This window comes from Pantoea sp. RSPAM1 (assembly GCF_038816185.1).
In the GTDB taxonomy this organism is placed as follows: Bacteria; Pseudomonadota; Gammaproteobacteria; order Enterobacterales; family Enterobacteriaceae; genus Pantoea; species Pantoea ananatis.
Map to the genome: position 1 here is coordinate 3,435,065 of NZ_CP046137.1, position 20,501 is coordinate 3,455,565.

General features: G+C 56.1%; 20 protein-coding genes. 14 read left to right on the forward strand and 6 right to left on the reverse strand.

Features of this window, described 5'->3' with window-relative positions:
- The first annotated feature begins 99 nt into the window (after positions 1-99).
- Together ppiB and lpxH are read left to right on the forward strand one after the other, a co-directional pair.
- Positions 100-594: a peptidylprolyl isomerase B gene (ppiB, locus tag GKC68_RS16685; RefSeq protein ID WP_014593110.1), complete on the forward strand. Its 495-nt coding sequence runs from the start codon at positions 100-102 to the stop codon at positions 592-594.
- Complete coding sequence (gene lpxH / locus GKC68_RS16690) at positions 594-1,310, forward strand: UDP-2,3-diacylglucosamine diphosphatase (RefSeq protein ID WP_028723946.1); 717 nt, start codon at positions 594-596, stop codon at positions 1,308-1,310. Before ppiB ends, lpxH begins: the two co-directional genes overlap by 1 nt.
- Here the strand turns inward: lpxH and GKC68_RS16695 are convergent.
- Positions 1,286-2,608 (reverse strand): DUF2254 domain-containing protein, encoded by a 1,323-nt coding sequence (locus GKC68_RS16695; protein WP_342656348.1) that lies wholly within the window; start codon positions 2,606-2,608, stop codon positions 1,286-1,288. The two genes, lpxH and GKC68_RS16695, sit on opposite strands and share 25 nt — an antisense overlap.
- A gap of 267 nt (positions 2,609-2,875) precedes the next feature.
- Here GKC68_RS16695 and purE point away from each other — a divergent pair, with 267 nt between their 5' ends.
- On the forward strand, positions 2,876-3,385 hold the full coding sequence (gene purE, locus GKC68_RS16700; RefSeq protein ID WP_028723948.1) for a 5-(carboxyamino)imidazole ribonucleotide mutase: 510 nt from the start codon (positions 2,876-2,878) through the stop codon (positions 3,383-3,385).
- The gene (gene purK / locus GKC68_RS16705) at positions 3,382-4,446 is read left to right on the forward strand and encodes a 5-(carboxyamino)imidazole ribonucleotide synthase (RefSeq protein WP_089528530.1); all 1,065 of its coding nucleotides are present in this window, start codon (positions 3,382-3,384) and stop codon (positions 4,444-4,446) included. Before purE ends, purK begins: the two co-directional genes overlap by 4 nt.
- A 43-nt stretch (positions 4,447-4,489) precedes the next feature.
- Here the strand turns inward: purK and ybbP are convergent, their stop codons facing one another.
- Positions 4,490-6,907, reverse strand: a complete 2,418-nt coding sequence (gene ybbP, locus GKC68_RS16710; protein ID WP_028723950.1) for a putative ABC transporter permease subunit YbbP — start codon at positions 6,905-6,907, stop codon at positions 4,490-4,492.
- Positions 6,904-7,590, reverse strand: coding sequence for a putative ABC transporter ATP-binding protein YbbA (gene ybbA, locus GKC68_RS16715; RefSeq protein ID WP_058705576.1), 687 nt, complete (start codon positions 7,588-7,590; stop codon positions 6,904-6,906). The genes ybbP and ybbA overlap by 4 nt, the downstream gene beginning before the upstream one ends.
- On the opposite strand from ybbA, the gene tesA reads away from it, so the two are divergent.
- The 5 genes from tesA (at position 7,558) to GKC68_RS16740 (ending at position 11,343) form a co-directional block, all read left to right on the forward strand.
- Positions 7,558-8,181 (forward strand): multifunctional acyl-CoA thioesterase I/protease I/lysophospholipase L1, encoded by a 624-nt coding sequence (tesA, locus tag GKC68_RS16720; protein ID WP_022622644.1) that lies wholly within the window; start codon positions 7,558-7,560, stop codon positions 8,179-8,181. The two genes, ybbA and tesA, sit on opposite strands and share 33 nt — an antisense overlap.
- Positions 8,182-8,201: 20 nt before the next feature.
- Positions 8,202-8,975, forward strand: coding sequence for an SDR family oxidoreductase (locus GKC68_RS16725; RefSeq protein WP_028723953.1), 774 nt, complete (start codon positions 8,202-8,204; stop codon positions 8,973-8,975).
- Between the two features lie 79 nt (positions 8,976-9,054).
- Positions 9,055-9,912: a co-chaperone YbbN gene (locus tag GKC68_RS16730; protein ID WP_047714462.1), complete on the forward strand. Its 858-nt coding sequence runs from the start codon at positions 9,055-9,057 to the stop codon at positions 9,910-9,912.
- 58 nt (positions 9,913-9,970) lie between these two features.
- Positions 9,971-10,885, forward strand: coding sequence for an SPFH domain-containing protein (locus tag GKC68_RS16735; RefSeq protein ID WP_028723955.1), 915 nt, complete (start codon positions 9,971-9,973; stop codon positions 10,883-10,885).
- Positions 10,885-11,343, forward strand: coding sequence for an NfeD family protein (locus GKC68_RS16740; protein WP_028723956.1), 459 nt, complete (start codon positions 10,885-10,887; stop codon positions 11,341-11,343). Before GKC68_RS16735 ends, GKC68_RS16740 begins: the two co-directional genes overlap by 1 nt.
- On the opposite strand, the gene cueR is transcribed toward GKC68_RS16740, so the two are convergent.
- Positions 11,319-11,735: a Cu(I)-responsive transcriptional regulator gene (gene cueR, locus GKC68_RS16745; RefSeq protein WP_058705577.1), complete on the reverse strand. Its 417-nt coding sequence runs from the start codon at positions 11,733-11,735 to the stop codon at positions 11,319-11,321. The two genes, GKC68_RS16740 and cueR, sit on opposite strands and share 25 nt — an antisense overlap.
- A 420-nt stretch (positions 11,736-12,155) precedes the next feature.
- On the opposite strand from cueR, the gene GKC68_RS16750 reads away from it, so the two are divergent.
- From GKC68_RS16750 to ybaK, 4 genes are all read left to right on the forward strand, one after another.
- The gene (locus tag GKC68_RS16750; RefSeq protein ID WP_028723958.1) at positions 12,156-12,488 is read left to right on the forward strand and encodes a hypothetical protein; all 333 of its coding nucleotides are present in this window, start codon (positions 12,156-12,158) and stop codon (positions 12,486-12,488) included.
- A gap of 420 nt (positions 12,489-12,908) precedes the next feature.
- Positions 12,909-15,419, forward strand: a complete 2,511-nt coding sequence (copA, locus tag GKC68_RS16755) for a copper-exporting P-type ATPase CopA (RefSeq protein ID WP_342656349.1) — start codon at positions 12,909-12,911, stop codon at positions 15,417-15,419.
- A 75-nt stretch (positions 15,420-15,494) separates the two neighbouring features.
- Positions 15,495-16,298 (forward strand): TraB/GumN family protein, encoded by an 804-nt coding sequence (locus GKC68_RS16760; protein ID WP_342656350.1) that lies wholly within the window; start codon positions 15,495-15,497, stop codon positions 16,296-16,298.
- A 182-nt stretch (positions 16,299-16,480) separates the two neighbouring features.
- Positions 16,481-16,960 carry a Cys-tRNA(Pro)/Cys-tRNA(Cys) deacylase YbaK gene (gene ybaK / locus GKC68_RS16765; protein ID WP_028723961.1) on the forward strand — a complete coding sequence of 160 codons (480 nt, stop codon included), beginning with the start codon at positions 16,481-16,483 and terminating at the stop codon, positions 16,958-16,960.
- On the opposite strand, the gene GKC68_RS16770 is transcribed toward ybaK, so the two are convergent.
- Positions 16,957-17,826, reverse strand: coding sequence for a LysR family transcriptional regulator (locus GKC68_RS16770; protein WP_342656351.1), 870 nt, complete (start codon positions 17,824-17,826; stop codon positions 16,957-16,959). The genes ybaK and GKC68_RS16770 overlap by 4 nt on opposite strands.
- A gap of 87 nt (positions 17,827-17,913) precedes the next feature.
- Between GKC68_RS16770 and GKC68_RS16775 the strand changes: the two genes are divergently transcribed.
- Complete coding sequence (locus GKC68_RS16775; RefSeq protein WP_028723963.1) at positions 17,914-18,345, forward strand: multidrug/biocide efflux PACE transporter; 432 nt, start codon at positions 17,914-17,916, stop codon at positions 18,343-18,345.
- A gap of 33 nt (positions 18,346-18,378) precedes the next feature.
- On the opposite strand, the gene ushA is transcribed toward GKC68_RS16775, so the two are convergent.
- On the reverse strand, positions 18,379-20,145 hold the full coding sequence (ushA, locus tag GKC68_RS16780; RefSeq protein ID WP_028723964.1) for a bifunctional UDP-sugar hydrolase/5'-nucleotidase UshA: 1,767 nt from the start codon (positions 20,143-20,145) through the stop codon (positions 18,379-18,381).
- Positions 20,146-20,501 lie beyond the last annotated feature (356 nt).

A 20,501-nucleotide genomic window follows, 5' to 3' on the forward strand; every position in this document is an offset into this window, starting at 1 on the left:
TTATCGGAAATTATGATATAAGAACGTTCGAGAAAAAGGCGTGTGCACCCTAACCGCGCACCCTATGCTACTGACGACAACCTTTACAGGACGAAAAAAATGGTAACTTTCCAGACTAACCATGGCGATATCGTGATCAAGACCTTCGATGACAAAGCGCCCGCAACCGTAAAGAACTTCCTGGATTATTGCCGTGAAGGTTTCTACGACAACACCATTTTTCACCGTGTGATTAACGGCTTTATGATTCAGGGCGGCGGTTTTGAGCCTGGCATGAAGCAGAAAGCCACCAAAGAAGAGATCCGTAACGAAGCCAACAACGGTCTGAAAAACACCAAAGGCACGCTGGCGATGGCGCGGACTTCTGCCCCGCACTCTGCGACCGCACAGTTTTTCATTAACGTGGCTGACAACGACTTCCTGAACTTCCGTGACGAAAGCCTGCAGGGCTGGGGCTACTGTGTGTTTGCAGAAGTGGTTGAAGGTATGGATGTGGTTGAGAAAATCAAAGCCGTTTCAACCGGCCGCAGCGGTATGCATCAGGACGTGCCGAAAGACGACGTCGTGATCCAGAAAGTGACCGTCAGCGAGTAATGCCGCGCACGCTGTTTATCGCAGATCTTCATCTGTGTCAGGAAGAACCGGCGATCACCGCCGGTTTTCTGCATTTTTTACAGCGCGAAGCCCCTGACTGCGACGCGCTCTATATTCTTGGCGATCTGTTTGAAGCCTGGATCGGCGATGACGATCCCAATCCCCTGCATCAACAGGTTGCTGATGCCCTGCGAGCCGTGCCTGTTCCGGTGTACTTTATTCATGGCAATCGCGATTTCTTAATCGGTCAAGGTTTCGCCCGCGCCAGCGGCATGACGCTGTTGCCTGAAACGCGCGTGCTGACGCTTTACGGCCATCGCGTGTTGATTATGCACGGCGATACGCTGTGTACCGACGATGTGGGTTACCTGCAGTTCCGCGCTAAAGTCCACAATCCCTGGATTCAACGTCTGTTCCTGGCGTTGCCACTTTTTATTCGCAAACGCATTGCAGAACGTATGCGCGCCAACAGTAAACAGGCCAATCAGCATAAGTCGCTGGAGATTATGGATGTGAATCAACAGGCCGTGATTGATGCCATGCTTAAGTATAAGGCCCCACTGCTGATTCATGGGCACACGCACCGTCCCGCGATACACGATCTGTCGCTGAATGGCGCTCCTGCACAGCGCGCGGTATTGGGTGCCTGGCACAGTCAGGGTTCCATGATTCAACTCGATGCCAGCGGCATTCAGCTGATCGATTTCGACTTCTGACAGGGCGAATTGGTTAGGTTCTCATCCAGGAAGGGATGGGGATAGTCTGCGCCAAATTGTTCACGCCATGTGCGCTCAATTCGCGCTCTGTCCGTCTGGATGATCGCTTCCCGCGCCAGGTATGCCATGGCTTCATGCGCATGACGCAACGCGGCAGCCTGGTACGCATCCGGCCAGGCGACAGACAACATACCCAGCGCCTTAAGTAACCGTAACTGCACTTCTTTTATCGCCGCGCCGTCTCGCGCGACAGGTGAGAAAAAATCATCGAATAGTGCGTCTGTTGACAAGGGCGCGACGTGAATGGCGGGATAGATTACCGTTGGCGTCGCACATTCGCGTGCAAAGCAGGAGAGTATTCTGACGGCTCGCCCGATCACATCAATGGCGGTGCCCGGGTCATTAGTCGCAGGCGACAGCGCACGCGAGGCGATTTCTGCCATCACACACAGGCAAAAACGTGGATCCTGGGCAAAAGTGCGAGACGCGGCTATTGTCAGGGCAGACAACATCAGTTTGCGTTGCTCCGCAGACAGGGCGTGGGTGGCATACATGACCGGGCGGGCGGGATGAACAAAAAATCCGGGTTGCGCGACCAGGTAGATATGCACAGGACTGTCTGTCATCGCCTTATGCAGCCTGTCCATATCAATATGCTGAACATAGCCAATAGCGTCCGAATAAACAGCAAACGTGCCCGCAGGTTGACGATCGCTTTCCCGCCAGGGCCTGGCGCCGAAACAAGGAGATTGAGCACGCGCGCTAAAAACATCAAGCGCCACGCGTTCCACACGTGAGGTGGTTTCATCTACGCTGCCAAGCGAAGTGAGATGGTGAATCCAGCGCAGAAGCGTCACCAGAATTAATGCAATGACCACCAGCGTGACCGCAAACAGGATCACTCGCCCCTGTTCACCATAAGCCCCCATATTCAGTGCGATGATGCCGACCAGACTAAACAGGAAAGAGCCAATAAAGGTCGCGAGAACATTTTGTGTTGTACTGTCTTCAACGACCAGTTTCGTGGCGCGCGGCGTAACATGGGTAGTTGCTGAACCAAACGCCGTTACCATCGTACTCAGGGAAAACGTGGTGACCGCCAGCATGCTGGACGCCAGAATATTCAGGATATTGTCCACTGCGTCAGCACCGACTTTTACCGAAACCGAGGGGGGAATTGCAGATTTAAAGACAATGGAGGCCAGGGCGCTGATAACCGCAGCAAGGGCAAATAAGGCTGCCCTGAACCACAGTTTTCTGCCTGCTTGTCTGAAAATCAGCTGCCAGCGTGAAATCATCCTGTTCCTCTTTCTGTCAGTTAATGGCATCCCTTACCAACCGGGTGCAGCGCGGCTCATCATGTCAGTCACCTTGCAACTCCGTTAAATAAAGTTCAGCGTTTCTCGCGCGTCAATGTCAGACAACAGAATGGCGATAAAACCCTGCCATCACGACCTGTAATCCCGACGCAACCGTTTTCCTTGCGCCCTTCTCATGCTATTCTCTTTGCCCTTCAAAACCTGTCCGCCTGGTCAGGTGTGTTTTCATTCACAGGAGTTGACCGCATGTCGTCGAATGCCGCCCCGGCCCGCATCGCTGTTGTTATGGGTTCCAAAAGTGACTGGTCCACCATGCAGTTCGCTGCGGAAATCCTCACCAGCCTGGACGTGCCCTTCCATGTGGAAGTGGTCTCAGCGCACCGTACCCCGGACAAGCTGTTTAGCTTTGCCGAAACGGCTGCAGATAACGGCTTTCAGGTCATCATTGCCGGTGCCGGTGGCGCGGCGCACCTGCCTGGCATGCTGGCGGCAAAAACCCTGCTGCCGGTGCTGGGCGTGCCGGTGCAGAGCGCGGCGCTGAGCGGCGTCGACAGCCTCTACTCTATTGTGCAAATGCCGCGCGGTATTCCGGTAGGCACGCTGGCAATCGGTAAAGCCGGTGCCGCCAATGCGGCATTGCTGGCCGCGCAGATTCTGGCGATTCACGACAGCGCGCTGTCATCTCGTCTGGCCGCCTGGCGTCAGGCGCAGACCGATGAGGTGCTGGATAATCCGGATCCGCGGGAGGACGCATGAAGCCGGTTTGCGTACTGGGTAACGGTCAGCTTGGCCGCATGTTGCGTCAGGCGGGCGAGCCGATGGGCATTGCCGTTCATCCTGTGGGGCTGGATGCCGATCCCGCCGCCCTGCCTATCGCCGAAAGCGTGATTACCGCCGAAATCGAGCGTTGGCCCGAAACCGCGCTGACGCGCGAGCTGGCGCGCCATCCGGCCTTTGTGAACCGAGATATTTTTCCCCGTCTGGCCGATCGCCTGACGCAAAAGCAACTGCTGGACCAGCTTAATCTGGCGACTGCGCCTTGGCAGTTGCTGGCGGATAACAGCGAGTGGCCTGCGGTTTTCTCTCGACTGGGTGAACTGGCGATTGTTAAACGCCGCACCGGAGGTTACGACGGTCGCGGTCAGTGGCGTTTACGGGCCAGCGAAACGGACACGTTGCCCGACGACTGCTACGGTGAGTGCATCGTCGAACAAGGCATTAATTTCTCCGGTGAAGTGTCGCTGGTGGGCGCGCGCGGCCACGACGGCAGCACCGTGTTTTATCCTCTGACACATAATCTGCATGAAGAAGGCATTCTGCGAACCAGCGTCGCGTTTCCCCAGGCAGATGTGGAACAGCAGCAACAGGCCGAAAAGATGCTGGGCGCGATCCTTGACGCGCTTGACTACGTTGGCGTGATGGCGATGGAATGTTTTGTGACGCCACAGGGTCTGTTAATCAATGAGCTGGCGCCACGAGTGCATAACAGCGGACACTGGACGCAGAACGGTGCCTCGATTAGCCAGTTTGAACTCCATCTGCGCGCGATTTTGGGGCTGGCGCTGCCCCAGCCGATCGTCATTGCGCCCTCAGTCATGATCAACCTGATTGGCACCGATGTGAATCCAGACTGGCTACAGCAGCCGCTTGTCCATCTGCACTGGTATGACAAAGCGGTTCGCCAGGGTCGCAAGGTCGGCCATCTGAACCTGACCGACAGCAATCAGCCCCGACTCAAAGCTGCACTGCATGCGCTGCTGCCCCTGCTGCCGGCTGAATATGCCAGCGGTATTCGCTGGGCCACAGACAAGCTTTAAGACGGACTGACGCCGTACGCAGCCTTGCCGCGCACGGCGTTTTTTATGCGCCGTCGAACGTCCTGAACAGCGCTTTGCCCTTGAGCAAACGCACGCCCAGCCAGCCTCCGCACAATGACAACAACAACGCGCCACATAAGGGTAACGCCAGCCACAAGGCCCAGTCGGGCTGCCACGGGAAATCAAAGATTTTACGCTGTAGCGCCCAGAGCGCCGCTTCAGCCCCTACTGCAGCCGCAACGCCGGACACCACGCCAATCAGCGCAAACTCGCACCACAAGGTCGTCCGCAGCAGTCGCTTGCCTGCACCCAACGTGCGGTACACCACCAGTTCCTGACGGCGCTGACGCATGCCCACCTGAATCTGGGCCATCAGCAGCAATATGCCACAGGCGGTCACCAGCACGACCATAATCTCCAGGGCCTGGCTGACCTGGGTCAGTACCTGTCCGATCTGACGCATGATGCTGCCAATATCCAGCAGGCTCAGTGTCGGGAATGCGCGGTTTAGTTGCGCCAGTCGTGTGGGGTTATTGTCCAGCCGGAAGCTGGTGAGCCAGGTCAGCGGCTGGCTGTCGAGCGCACCAGGTGGAAAGATAAAGAAGAAGTTTGGCTTCAGGCTTTCCCAGTCAACCTTGCGCAGACTGGTAATTTTGGCACTGAGCTGTTGCGTATCCCCCTCAAAGGTTAAGCTGTCTCCCAGTTTCACCCCTAGCCGCTCCGCCAGCTCGGCCTCCATGGACACTTCCCCTGCGGCAGGTGGCCAGTTGCCCGCCACCAGCGGATTATGTGCAGGGAGGGCCGCCAGCGAAGTCAGGTTGAGCTCACGGTTAAGGGCATTATCCCGTTCAGGATCGGCGGCGTGACCGTTCAACTCACTCAGCCGCATCCGTGCGATAGGATAAAAGGTTTCTGGTTTAATCTGATGCGTCTGCAGGAAATCACGCACCTGCGGCACCTGATCGGCCGTCATGTTGAGCAGGAAAAAGTTCGGGCTGTCGGCGGGTAACTGCTGCTGCCAGCGATCCAGCAGATCGCCCCGCATCACCAGCAGCAAGGCCAGCAACATAAACGACAGTGAGAACGCGGCAAGCTGGCTCAGCGTCGTCGCGGGCTGTCGCAGTAGCCGGTTAATCGCCAGACGTAGCGCCAGATTTCGCACTGTCAGACGGCGCAGAAGCAGTAACGTGCCCCAGCCAAGCAGTGCCAGTAGTCCCGCCAGCACCACCACGCCCGCCAGCAGCGCCCACAGCATTTTACTGCCGCCCACCAGCGCCGCCAGCAGCCCCACCACCACGACAGCCATCGCCGGCAGGTAGATTTTCAGCGGCCAGACGGTGGCGACGGCATCGCGCCGTAATACGCGCAAAGGCTGCGTCGCCAGCAGCAGGCGATAAGGACGCAATCCCACCAGCAGGGAAATGACAAACAGCGCCCCCGTGGCCCATACCCACGGCCACAGGCTCGCATCAGGCAGGGATGCGGGCAGAACGGGTTTAAGCATTCTCATCAACAGGGCTTCGATGCTCAGCCCTACTGCCCCGCCCGCTACAGCCGCCAGCAGCAATACCGCCAGCCACTGTCCAATAATCAGCTTTTGCAGCGCGCCGCGCGCAGCACCCAGCGTTTTCAGCACCGCCACCAGGTCGTAACGACTTCGGCAATAATGGCGCATTGCCACGGCCACGGCAGCGATCGCCAGCATCAGCGTTAATAACGCCGATAACAGCAAAAACTGCTGCGCGCGCTGCATTGAACGGCCCAGTGCATCTTCGGTGTTCGCAATACTTATCCAGCGTTGACCGGTTTTTATTTGCGGCGTTATCCAGCGGTCATAGTTTTCCAACTGCTGAGGGTTGCCGGCAAACTTGTAGCGCCAGGTGATGCGACTGCCGGGCTGGATCGCGCCGGTCTTATCGGCATCGGCCAGATTAATCAGTAAACGCGGCGCCATTTCGAACGGATTGAAACCGCCATCCGGCTCCTGTATCACCTCTCCGGCAATACGCAGCGTGGTATCTCCCACATCGAGTTCATCGCCCACGTGGAGGTTAAGCAACGCCATTAAGCGCGGAGCGGCCAGTGCCGTGCCGGGCTGAGGTTTCAGGCCCGGCGGGCGGGTTTGCAGCTCGCCAAACATCGGGTAGTGGTTATCGACGGCTTTGACCGACGCCAGCTGCGGCGTCTGGCCCGCAAAGGTCATGGTCATAAAGCTCAGCTGACGGCTAACCGATAATCCCGCTTGCTGCGCTTTCGCCAGCCAGTCGGGCGGTGCCGCCGTGCTGGTGCGCAGGGTACGATCGCCCGCCATAAAGTCGCGACTCTGCTGACTCAGGCCTTTTTCCATCCGGTCGCTGATTGATCCCAGCGCCAGCACGCAGGCCACCGCCAGAGTGAGTGCCAGCCAGACGATTAACAGTGAGGGCGAACGCCACTCACGCCAGAACCAGCGCCAGATCATTGCTCCTCCCACAGCTTGCCGTCACGCAGACGCAAGCGTCGGTTACAGCGCGCCGCCAGCTGCTCGTCATGGGTAACCAGAATTAAGGTTGTGGCATAATCGCGGTTGAGGGAAAACAGCAGATCGACAATACGTTCGCCCGTTTTACGATCCAGATTCCCCGTGGGCTCATCGGCAAACAGCAGGCCCGGACGACCGCTGAAGGCCCGGGCAAGCGCGACGCGTTGCTGCTCACCACCGGATAACTGCGCGGGCAGATGCAGCAAACGCTCACCCAGGCCTAACTGCGTGAGCAGCTCCCGTGCCTGGTCGCGGCTCTGACGGTCGCTCTCACCGCGCAGCAGTGCAGGCAACTGGACATTTTCCAGCGCATTTAACGTTGGCACCAGCATAAAAGACTGGAACACGAATCCTACATGCTGCGCACGTAAGGCCGCCCGCTGCTCTTCATTCATCTGATGCAACGGCTGGCCCAGCAAATGCACCTCGCCCTGGCTGCCATCATCCAGACCGGCCAGAATCCCCAACAGCGTGGATTTGCCCGATCCTGACTCGCCAATCAGGGCGATTGTTTCAGCTGGTTTGACAACTAACTCAACTCCGGTAAGGATGGTTAACTGATGCTCTCCCTGACCCACGGACTTAGTAAGATGATGAACTTCAAGAATGTTTTCCGCTGGCATTATCCTTTCCTGTTATTGTGCTGTCTGTTGGTGTCCCGTCTTGCTGCGGCCGATACATTGCTGGTGCTGGGCGACAGCCTGAGTGCAGGCTATCAAATGTCGGCAAGTAAAGCCTGGCCCAGCCTGCTCGATAAAAACTGGCAGCAGCAGCCCAGAGTAATTAATGCCAGTATTAGCGGCGATACCGCCGCACAAGGACTGGCGCGCTTACCTGCCCTATTAAAACAGCACCAACCGCAGTGGGTGTTAATCGAATTGGGCGGTAACGACGGCTTACGTGGCTTTCCGCCAAAGGATATTGAGCAAACGTTAAGCACCATCATCGAGCAGGTAAAAACCGCCAGGGCTAAACCGATCCTGATGCAGGTACGTTTACCCGCCAACTACGGCCGCCGTTATACGGATGCGTTCCGCGCGATTTATCCGCAGTTGGCGAAACAGCACGATATTCCCTTACTGCCCTTTTTTATGGAGCAGGTTTATTTAAAACCCGAATGGATGCAGCAGGATGGTATTCATCCCAATCCTGACGCCCAACCCTTTATCGCTGAACTGATGGCGAAAGAACTGGCCCCATTAGTTAAGCAGTAGTTGTGCAAAAAAGGTAACACATGCAAAAAACCATTTTGATCACGGGCTGTTCGAGCGGTATTGGCCTGGTTGCAGCCAATGACCTGCTGGCTCGCGGCTATCACGTTATTGCAGCCTGTCGAAAAGCCGACGACGTGGCGCGCATGCAAAGTCTTGGCTTTACGGGGCTGATGCTGGATCTGGACGACGCAGAGAGCGTTGACCGCGCTGCCGATGAGGTGTTGGCGCTGACCGGTAACCGGCTGTTTGCCCTGTTTAATAACGCTGGCTTCGGCACCTATGGTCCGTTAAACACCCTCACGCGTCAGCAATTTGAACAGCAATTCTCCAGCAATGTGTTTGGCACCCACCAACTCACTATGCGGCTGCTTCCGGCGTTGAAGGCTTTTGGCAATGCCCGTATCGTGAATACCAGTTCGGTGTTAGGCCTGATTTCCACGCCGGGTCGGGGCGTTTATGCCGCCAGTAAATACGCGCTGGAAGCCTGGAGCGATGCGTTACGCATGGAGCTGCACGCAAGCGGCGTGCGCGTCAGCCTCATTGAACCGGGGCCAATCCAGACCCGGTTCACCGATAATGTGACGCAGGGCGAGCAGGATAATCCGGTGCTGAATCCCGGTCTGGCCGCGCGGTTCACGCTGCCGCCTGAGGCCATTTTACCCAAGCTGCGCCATGCGCTCGAAAGCAAACATCCGCGTTTGCGTTATCCGGTGACGCTGGTCGCACACGCGATGGGCCTGTTGAAACGCCTGCTGCCAGGCTGGATACTGGATCGCATCATTCGCAGTCAGTAAAGGTATTGCGCGAATACAGCTTGAAGCAGGGCCAGTCGGCCCCATATTGTTTAAACATTTTCTGCAAAGAGACTTAGTCATGTCACCACACGCTTCGATTATCGACATTAACGAATCCAACCTGCAACAGACCCTTGAGCAGTCAATGCAGATACCGGTGCTGTTCTACTTTTGGTCGGATCGCAGCCAACATTGCCAGGAACTGACGCCGCTGCTGGAGCGACTGGCTCAGGAATACGCAGGCCAGTTTATTCTTGCCAAACTGGATTGTGACAAAGAGCAAAGGGTGGCATCGCAATTTGGGTTACGCTCCATTCCGACTGTCTACCTGTTCCAGAACGGCCAGCCTGTTGACGGTTTCCAGGGGCCACAGCCGGAGGACGCCGTGCGCGCCCTGCTGGAAAAAGTGCTGCCGCGTGAGGAGGAGTTAAAAGCCCAGCAGGCGATGGCGCTGATGCAGGAAGGCAAACCGCTGGACGCATTACCGCTGCTCAAAGAGGCATGGCAGCTCAGTAATAAAGACAGCGAAATTGGTTTTCTGCTGGCGGAAGTGCTGATTACCCTGAACCGTAGCGATGAAGCAGAAACGGTACTCAACGCCGTGCCGTTGCAGGATCAGGACACCCGTTATCAAAGCCTGATCGCCCAGATCGATTTGCTGAAACAGGCGGCCGATACGCCTGAAATTCAGCAGTTGCAATCACAGCTGGAAAGCGACCCGGATAACGCTGAACTGGCGACCAAACTGTCACTGCAGATGCATCAGGTCGGGCGTAATGAAGAAGCGCTGGAACTGCTGTTTAACGTCATTAAACGCGATCTTAACGCCGCAGACGGCCAGGCACGTAAAATGTTGCAGGAAATCCTGGCGGCATTAGGCACCGGCGATGCGCTTGCCGCACGCTATCGCCGTCAGCTCTATTCCCTGCTTTACTGATGTAAGCAGAAAACGGGCCGAACGATTTGGCCCGTTCATCTGACAACCTGGAGGTTATATGCTCACCGTGATTCCTGTTCTCATCCTGGTCGCCCTGGTCACCGTGTGGTCCGGTGTGAAAATCGTTCCGCAAGGCTATCAATGGACGGTCGAACGCTTTGGCCGCTACACCCGCACGCTTCAGCCCGGTCTGAGCCTGGTTGTTCCCTTTATGGATCGTATCGGTCATAAGATCAATATGATGGAACGGGTGCTGGATATTCCCTCTCAGGAGATCATCTCCAAAGATAACGCCAACGTCACGATTGATGCGGTCTGTTTTGTCCAGGCGATAGATCCGGCGCGAGCCGCCTATGAAGTCAGCAATCTGGAGCTGGCAATCCTTAATCTCACTATGACCAATATGCGCACCGTCTTGGGCAGCATGGAACTGGATGAGATGTTGTCTCAGCGTGACAGCATTAATACCCGCTTACTGCATATCGTTGACGAAGCCACTAATCCATGGGGCGTAAAAATCACCCGTATTGAAATTCGTGACGTTCGCCCGCCACAGGAGCTGATTGGCGCCATGAACGCCCAGATGAAAGCGGAGCGTACTAAACGAGCCGATATTCTGGCGGCAGAAGGTGTGCGCCAGGCGGAAATTCTGCGGGCCGAAGGGGAAAAACAGGCGCAGATTTTGAAAGCGGAAGGGGAACGAACGTCGGCTTTCCTGCAGGCCGAAGCCCGTGAGCGTCAGGCGGAAGCGGAAGCCCGCGCCACGAAAATGGTGTCGGAAGCGATAGCCGCCGGCGATATTCAGGCCGTAAATTACTTTGTGGCGCAGAAATACACGGATGCGCTGCAAAAAATTGGTGAGTCCAGTAACAGTAAAGTGGTGATGATGCCGCTGGAAGCCAGCAGCCTGTTGGGTGCGATCGGCGGAATTGGTGAGCTGTTAAAAGAAACCCGCAGCGAGTCGAAACGCTGATGGTGAGTGAGATTGTCGCCCATCCGCACTGGTTCTGGCTGACGCTGGGCGGGCTGCTACTGGCGGCTGAGATGCTCGGCACGAATGGCTACCTGCTCTGGAGCGGGCTCGCAGCCATGCTGGTCGGTGTCACAGAGTGGGCTTTGCCGCTCAGTTGGACCGCCCAGGGCTGCTTGTTTGCCGCATTGACGCTGGCGAGCGTATTTATCTGGCATCGCGTAATGCGCTATCGCGAGCGCAACCAGCAGCCAAATTCACTTAATCAGCGCGGCAACCAGATGATCGGCCTGCAGCTGACCCTGGACAGTGCGTTGCAAAACGGTATTGGTCACGTCCGCGTTGGCGACAGCAGCTGGCGCGTTCAGGCAGGCCAGGATCTTCCTGCCGGTACGTTGGTTGAAGTGGTGGCAGTGGAAGGTATTACTTTACGTATTCAGTCACGCTTGCCGCCAACCTGACTGCAGCAGCCTGCCAGGTTATTAATGATTGGGCAGTCCGCGCTGTCATTACCCGGGCAGGCCGCCGCCAGCGCCAGCAGGCGTGCGCGCATGGCGTGCAGTTCTTCAATATGCGCAGCAATTTCGTCAGCTTTTTGCAGCGTACGCGCCTTAACGTCCGCGCTGTGGCGTTCAGGGTCGTTAAACAGCCCGACCAGCTCGCGACACTCATCAAGGGTAAAACCCACCTGCCGTGCCTGGCGTAATAAATTCAGCTCATCAAGATGGTGTGAGTTGTAATGCCGGTAGCCGTTATCGCCGCGCAGCGGGGGCGTGACTACGCCCTTTTCCTCATAAAAACGGATAGCCTTCCTGGTCAGTCCGGTCTTTTTTGCCACTGCACTAATGTTCATAATGGGTTCCCTGACCTTCCTCTTGATAATGGGATGCGCAAAACACCAATCGTAAGCTCCGGGCTTAATCCGCATTTTACCTGTTTAGTGCCTGCCCCAGTATCCTTGCTTCGCCGGGATTGCAGGGACGTAAAACTGACCTTTCCTGAGAACTATAGCGTACATCATCTTGACGATGTGAGGCCTGACGTTGACATAACCCGGCCCCAAATGCCGCGCTTTCATTCAGCAATCCATTTGTATTGCTAATGTTGCCGGGAGAACCCCCTGTCATCAGGCTGATTTTTCATTATCACGCCGCCCAAAAACTAAAATCATAAAAAACAGCAATATAAATCTTGTCAATGCGTAAAAATCCTATAAAATCCCGCAAGTTTGTTACCAACAATAAATGAAACTATATAAATAAAGGATATGATTATGGCTTTAGTGAGCTGTCCGGAATGTCATAAGGAAGTGAGTGATTCAGCATTACGCTGTCCCTCTTGTGATAAGCAGATTAGAAAGCCGCGCCGTTCTTTTTTTGGCAAAGTGATCAAGTGGGCTTTTATCCTGTTTAACATTTTCATGATCTATTGCCTTATTGCGGGATTAGGTGGAAGTGGCGAAGTGGTCAATAACGCGACTTCCGATGCAGAAAGAGCCGGCGCTGCCATTGGTGCAGGTTTAGGTGTGATGGCTATTGGTGGCATTTGGGTGATTGGCGACATCATTCTCGGCATGCTGGTTCTCTTCACCAGACCGAAAGCATAAGCAATACAGCCTGTCGTCAGCGCAATCTTTCAGTTATGGACGTTTGCGCTCGTCCTTCTGCTGAATATCAAAACCTCAGATTGATGTAAGCGGACAGCAGGTTAATCTGCGGCGATATCACCTGGCACCCGGCGGTGTCAGATTTACGTGGCAGGCTGCATCCTTACTTCCTCTAAAAGTCGCGCACGATTTTTCGTGAAACGCGGTGCCTGTACTTAACCCATACCGACTAAAGCCCCGCTCATTTTTCCATTATCACCTGCCCGCTTACGCCTTTATACGGACGCGGTGTTGCCGCCGTTTAAAGAATTCCTGCCATCTGACCGTTCAACGTTTGACCTTCCCCTTGATGGAAGGTTTATCCTTAACCACAGTCACTTTTGAATGCATAACCACGCAACACTGACAAAGGAGTCAACCATGTCAAACACGATTGTTCTGGCGCTGGACGGATTGTCCTGCGGCCACTGCGTTAAACGCGTCAAAGATGCGCTCGAACAGCGCGACGATGTCGAGCAGGCTGAGGTTACTCAACAGGAAGCCAGCGTGTCAGGCCACGCCGAGGCGGCAGCGCTAATCGCGACCGTTGAACAGGCGGGCTATCATGCAACCTTAAAAGCTGCGGGTTCCCGCCCAAAGTCTGAGCCGTTGACAGCAGCAGAGCCGCCGCCGGAGGCGCTGACAACGGAGTCTTCTCCTCTTCCGGCAACTGAAAATCAGCCCGCTCAGGTGCTGTTAATCGACGGGATGAGCTGCGCCAGCTGCGTCAGTCGGGTTGAGAAAGCCCTTGAGCAGGTAAGTGGTGTGCAACAGGCCCGCGTGAATCTGGCCGAACGCAGCGCGCTGGTGATGGGCAATGTGGCACCCCATCTGCTGGTCGCCGCCGTGGATGCGGCCGGCTATGGAGCGGAAGTGGTCGAAGATGAACAGCAACGCCGTGAAAAGCAGCAGCGCAGCGCCCGACGCGCCATGCAACGTTTTAGCTGGCAGGCGGGACTTGCACTGCTGTTTGGCGTGCCGTTAATGATCTGGGGCATGCTGGGCAACAACATGATGCTCACCGAGGAAAATCATACCACCTGGCTGATGTTGGGCACGGTTACGCTGTTGGTGATGGTCGCCACGGGCGGTCACTTCTACCGCAGTGCCTGGCGCAGCCTGCTCAACCGCAGTGCGACAATGGATACCTTGGTCGCGCTGGGTACCGCCGCCGCCTGGATCTACTCCTTTAGTGTGGTGGTTTGGCCGGCGTTCTTCCCGCTGCAGGCGCGTCATCTCTACTTCGAAGCCAGCGTAATGATTCTCGGCCTGATCAATCTGGGCCATGCGCTTGAACAACGCGCGCGCCAGCGTTCCTCGCGAGCCCTGGAACACCTGCTCGATCTGACGCCGGAACAGGCAAGAGTCGTAACGGAACAGGGTGAAACCTCAATGCCTGTTAGCGCGGTACAGCCTGGCATGCTCCTGCGGCTGGTCGCGGGCGATCGCGTGCCGGTCGATGGCGAAGTCCAGGACGGCGAAGCCTGGTGCGATGAGGCCATGCTGACCGGTGAGGCAGTGCCGCAGAGCAAAACGCAGGGCGATCGTCTGTTTGCCGGCACCCTGGTACAGGACGGAACAGTACGCTTCATTGCCCGCGCGACCGGTGGCAATACGACGCTGGCGCGCATTATTCAGTTAGTCCGTAAAGCCCAGAGCAGTAAGCCAGATGTGGGCCGCCTGGCCGATCGTATTTCTGCCGTGTTTGTGCCGGTGGTGGTGCTTATCGCCCTGATAAGCGCCGCAGTCTGGTATATCGCCGGTCCGGTGCCACAGATTGCCTACGCGCTGGTGGTAGCTACCACTGTGCTGATTATTGCCTGCCCCTGCGCGCTGGGCCTGGCCACGCCCATGTCGATTATCGCCGGAACCGGCCGCGCCGCCGAATACGGCGTGCTGGTACGCGATGCCGATGCACTGCAGCGCGCCAGCCGTATCGATACGCTGGTGTTTGATAAAACCGGCACGCTGACAAGGGGCACACCGCAGGTGACCGAGGTGATGAGCTGGAACGGCAGCACGCGCGATTCGGTCCTGTCTGCGGCGGCGGCGCTGGAACAGACATCGGGTCACCCCCTGGCGAAGGCGATCCTGGCGGAAGCGGGTACCACAGCAACGCCCGCGATTGCGCAATTTCGTACAATACGCGGCAAAGGGGTAAGCGGCATACTCAATGGCAAGCAGCTGTTACTGGGTAATGTCAGTCTGTTGCAGGATCACGGCGTGGATTGCCAGGCGGCGCGGGCTGAAATTTACAGGCTCACCCGGCAAGGGGCAACCCCGGTGTTGCTGGCACAGGATGGACAGCTTACCGGTCTGATCGGCTTGCGGGATACGCTGCGCCCCGAAGCGAAAGCAGCACTGCAGCGGTTGCATGCAGCGGGTTACCGACTGGTTATGCTGACCGGGGATCACGAAAATACGGCCCGGGCTATTGCGCATGAAGTGGGCATTGACGAGGTGATTGCAGGCGTACTGCCCGAAGGTAAAGCCGATGCGATAAGCCAACTCCAGCAGCAAGGAAGGCAGGTTGCCATGGTGGGCGATGGTATCAACGATGCTCCGGCACTGGCGCAGGCTGATGTCGGTATTGCGATGGGCGGCGGCAGCGATGTGGCGGTAGAAACCGCAGCGATTACGCTCATGCGGGCCGATCTGCATGGCGTGGTGGATGCCTTAAAGATTGCCTCCGCCACCCTGGGCAATATCCGGCAGAATCTGTTTGGCGCGTTTATTTACAACGTTATCGGTATTCCGCTGGCAGCAGGCGTACTCTTTCCTTTTACCGGCCTGTTGCTTAGCCCGGTTTTTGCTGGTGCCGCCATGGCGCTGTCGTCAATAACCGTGGTGAGCAATGCTAACCGCCTGTTGCGCTATAAGCCACGCGTTTAGCAATAACTGCCCTGCTCTGTCTTTCGCAACGGGATCCCGCTAGCATGGTGGCTTTCAAACAGTGAAGGACAGGGAATGACAGCGCGCCTTTTGCAACGTTTACGTAACTGGATTAATCCGCTTTTTCCAGCCAGCTATCGTTGGCCCGCCGTGGATATTCAGTCGGGCGAATGCCGGTTTCATCTGGTAGGTAGCATTCATATGGGTACCCGTGACATGCAGCCCCTGCCGGTCCGGCTGCTGCAGCAGTTGCAAAAAGCCGATGCGTTGGTGGTTGAAGCGGATATTACCCAGGGAGGATCGCCATTTGACAACACGGAAGAGCGTCCGCCACTGATCGCCAGAATGGATGATGAGGCGCTGGCGCAGCTTGAAACACTGTGCAACGAAACCGGTCTGTCCCTGAGCCGGTTTGATACGTTACCGGCCTGGCAGATTGCGCTGATGCTACAGGCCCAGCAGGCCCAGCGGCTGGGGTTACGACCTGATTTCGGTATTGATTATCAGCTGCTACAGGCCGCGCGGGCGATGGATAAACCCGTGATTGAACTGGAAGGTGCGCAGGCGCAAATCACCCTGCTGAAATCCTTGCCCGACGATGGCATGGCGCTGCTGGCCGATACGCTGACCCACTGGCATACCAACGCACGCATGCTGCAAACGATGGTGAGCTGGTGGCTGGAAAGCCCGCCGCACGATCCCCAGATTGCGTTGCCAGCGACATTCAGTCAGACCCTGAACGACACGCTGATTAGCCAGCGTAACAGCCAGTGGTCTGATCATTTACGTCGCCTGCCTTCGGGCCGATACGTGGTCGCGGTGGGCGCGCTGCATTTATATGGCGAGAATAACCTGCCGGGAATAATGCGCGTCGGATAACTCACAGCAAAAAAAGAGAGCCGACAGTCATATCGGCTCTTCAAAGAGGAATGTGTTAATGATTTTAGTTGTCGCCAGCAACAGGATTGCTGGCGCGTGGCAATTCTCGCCTAAAGCACATTATTTCGCCACATTTATTATTCATTAATACGTAATAAGATTTTTCTGAATATGAGGCAACAATGACGCCCGCGGTAAAACTACTGGAAAAACAAAAGGTCAGCTTCACACTGCATCCTTATGAGCATGACAGTAACGAAACCAGTTTTGGCGACGAAGCGGTTCGTAAGCTCAACCTGGACGCCCGGCAGGTGTATAAAACCCTGCTGGTGGCGTTGAACGGGGAGGCGAAACACCTTGCCGTGGCCGTTACGCCCGTCGCCACTCAGCTCGACCTCAAGAAAGTGGCAAAAGCGTTCAATGCCAAAAAAGCCGAGATGGCCGATCCCATGCTGGCCCAGCGCATCACCGGTTATCTGGTGGGCGGTATTAGCCCGCTGGGCCAAAAAAAGCGCCTGCCTACAGTGATCGACAGCTCGGCAAACGCCTTTGCGACCCTGTTTATTTCCGGTGGTAAGCGCGGGCTGGATATCGAATTACGCCCACAGGATCTGTCACGGCTGCTGGATGCACCCTTAGCGGATATTGCCCGACGCGACTAAGCCGGTCGCAGTGCGCAGAGTTCATCGATCATCCAGCGCCCGGCAGGACCGGGTGGATTGCGGCGCGACCAGATGACGTCAACCGCGATGCGCTGCGGCCATCCTGGCAAGGACAACTCCTTTAAAACACCATGTCCAAACTGTTTCACCAGCCAACGGGGTAAAATACCCCAGCCAAAACCCTGTTCCGCCATCTCCAGCAGCACATAATAGGTTTGAGCAGACCAGACTCTCCCCTGGAAAGTCGGTGCACGACGATCGGTCCAGGTATTGAGGCGCAGGTGACGAAGAGGTTCGAGCTGACTTTCGCTGACCGTGGTTTCCTGCGCCAGAGGATGATCACGATGCAGATAAACCCCTAATTCAGCATCAACCTGCAGGCGCGCGACCGCAATGTCAGCTGGCAGCGTAGGCTGAGCACGAATCACGCCAATATGCGCACGCCCGGTTTGTAACAGTTCAACGACATCATCATCTTCCGCCGCAATGCCTTCCAGCTCGACATCAGGATAATGCTGATCAAATTGCTTAAGCAGTCGCTGATGGTAATGCGTTTGCCAAAAGTCTGAGACTGCGACGCTGAGCCGCGGCTCCGTTCCCTCTGACAAGCGCGTCGCCAACGCATCCAGTCGCTCACTGGCGGCAAGGATTTGCTGCACCTGAGGCAGCACGCGTCGCCCCTGCTCGGTGAGCTGTGGCTGGCGGCCGCGCCGGTCAAACAGGGCAAAACCGAGATCGGCTTCCAGATTAACAACGGCCACGCTGACGGTAGACTGGCTTTTTTTTAAAGCGCGCGCAGCGGCTGAAAAGGAACCACTCGCCACAGTTTGTACAAATGCTTCAAGAGATTCGGGTGAGTAACGCATGAGAACCATCGCTTTTATCGATAGATAATCATTTTATCTTAGCATTTTGTCGTGGGAAAATGCGCAGCCTGAATAAAGGAGATTGAAATGCAAACCCGTTCACTCACAGAACGCGTCGTCCATGCCACCCTGTTTGAAGGCCTGGCCATCGTGACGATTGCTCCGCTGGCAGCATGGTTGATGAATAAACCCCTGTTTCAGATGGGCGCGCTGGCGATCATGCTGTCCACGGTGGCGATGCTGTGGAATATGATTTACAACAGCGTGTTTGATCGGTTTTATCCGCCAGGGCAGAAACGTCGCGCCCTGCTTCGAGCGCTGCATGCATTGGGCTTTGAGGGCGGTTTTATCCTGATAGGCCTGCCGCTGGCAGCCTGGATGCTGGAGATTTCACTGTGGCAGGCATTTTTAATTGAAGTCGCGTTTTTTCTGTTCTTTCTGCCCTATACCTTCGTCTACAACCTGGTGTGGGACAAACTGCGTCCACACTGGTTCGGCCGCAAATCCTGCCGCGCCTGAAAAAAAGCAGGGAGGCGTTCTCCCTGCCTGGGCTTAATGCAGCGTTGCACTCTCTCCATTCCAGTGCCGGATCCACGTCAGCACCATTTTGGGATAGCGCCGCAACGGCGTCGCGTCTTTCGCTTCATCCTTTGGTGGTGCTGCCTGCTCAGCCTGATAAATAACCGCTTCACGTGGCTGGTAATCGCTGGCGTTTAGCGGAGAATGGGCGCTTAGCCAGTCCCGCAGCACCTGCGCATCCACTTTGCCGCTGTTCACATAACCCGGATGCGTGTCGATGCGCGGATAGCCATCCCCGCCTGCGGCATTAAAACTGTTTGTCGCCATACGATAGGTTTTTTCATCTGCCAGCGGCTGTCCGTTGATCCTGACCTGGCTGACGCTGCTGCCGTTGGCGATCAGGCTGACGTTGGCCAACTGGGCAAAACCGCCTGAATCAGGTTTGATGTTTGCCACAACTGCCAGATAGCGTTTGATTTCCGCGCCGGTCAGCGTGACGGAAACAACCTGATTACCGAAGGGCTGTACCTGTAACAGATCGCGCCAGGCAACCGGGCCGGATGTCAGCGAAGTACGGATCCCGCCCCCGCTCATCACCGCGAAGTCAGCCTGCGTTGCGGCCATCTGCGCACGCAGTATTAACTGCCCAATGGCGCTTTGTTTAAACCGCACGGTTTCTTTTTCGCCGGGGAAATCCCCTTTAATGCTTCCCACGTTGACCCTTAGCTTCGCGTCTGCGCGCTTTTGAAAAGGCGTCAGCAGTTTCATCATTGCGGTGTTAGCCGGGATGGCTTCCTGCCAGGTCAGTAAGGATTCACTGCCATCAAGATTTTTGATTTTGTGTTTGAGGTTGACCGGTATCATCTGATAGGCCTCCAGCGTGACCTCGCCATTGCGGTAAGTAAAATCGCCGCGCCCTACGTATTTACCCCATTTTTCCGCCTGCATGATCCAGACACCGTTCTGCCGATCGGGCTCACAGGGTTGGCCTGGCTGATAGTCTTTACGACTGACATTCTCTTTTTCCATACATACCGCATCGTGAGAATGCCCTCCGACGATCATATTGAGGGTTCCCTTTGGCAGACTGCGGGCCAGCGTCACGTCATCAACACCGTTACTGCCGTGTTGACCATCGTCATAATGGCCAAGATGGGTTAACGCGACGATAACGTCGGGCTTCTCAGTAGCACGCAGTTCGGCGACGGCTTTTTCGGCCTCGGCAATGGGATCGCGGAATTCGATATCGCCTGATTGCGCAGGGTTCGTCAGCCGGGCGGTATCGGGGGTGATCAATCCGAGCACGGCGATTTTTAACCCCATGCGCTGAAATACAGCCCAGGGCTTAAACAGGCGCTTACCACTGCTTTTTTGATAGACGTTGGCGGCCAGAAACGGAAATTTGGCCCATTTTTCCTGCTTGCGCAGGACGGCGAGCGGTTTATCGAACTCGTGATTGCCCAGCGTCATGGCGTCGTAGCCAATCAGGTTCATGCCGCGGATGTCGGGTTCCGCATCCAGCTCATCCGACTCAGGCACGCCGCTGTTAACATCGCCAGCAGACAAGATTAATGCCCCACCGCCTTTGGCCTGAATATCGTAACGCTGCGTATCCATCAGCGTTTTTTGCGCCGCCAGCCCGTATTCACCCTGATCATTCGTCCAAAAATGCCCATGTTGATCGTTGGTATGCAGAATGCTGAAGCGGTAACTGCGGTCAGGCACTGCAGCATGGGTAAACAGCGACGATAACATCACGAGCAGTGCCAGACTTGCTCCCGCCCCTCGAAATATCAACACAGCCCTTCTCCTTTAATTGTTATCCGTTTCACCACTCGGCCATCGGCGTCCTTCTGTGTCGCACAGAAACGACCGCAACTCAAGATGAATACGGCGCCGTCTGGCCATTATGGCAGGCCAGGCGACCTGACAGGAAACATCCACCGTCCGATTTACCCACTCTCTTCTCTCTGACGCGCCGTTAAAGGCTTTATGTTGAAGGGATATGAAGGTGTTGTTCATTAAACCCACAACATTGTTAACCGCTGCAACATCAACCCGACACAGTGGGCCTTAGCGCTTTTTTCGACATGACTGCTGTTTTCATCTCAACCCAATAGCCCGACTTTTTTCATGAATACTGTAGGGGCTGCGCT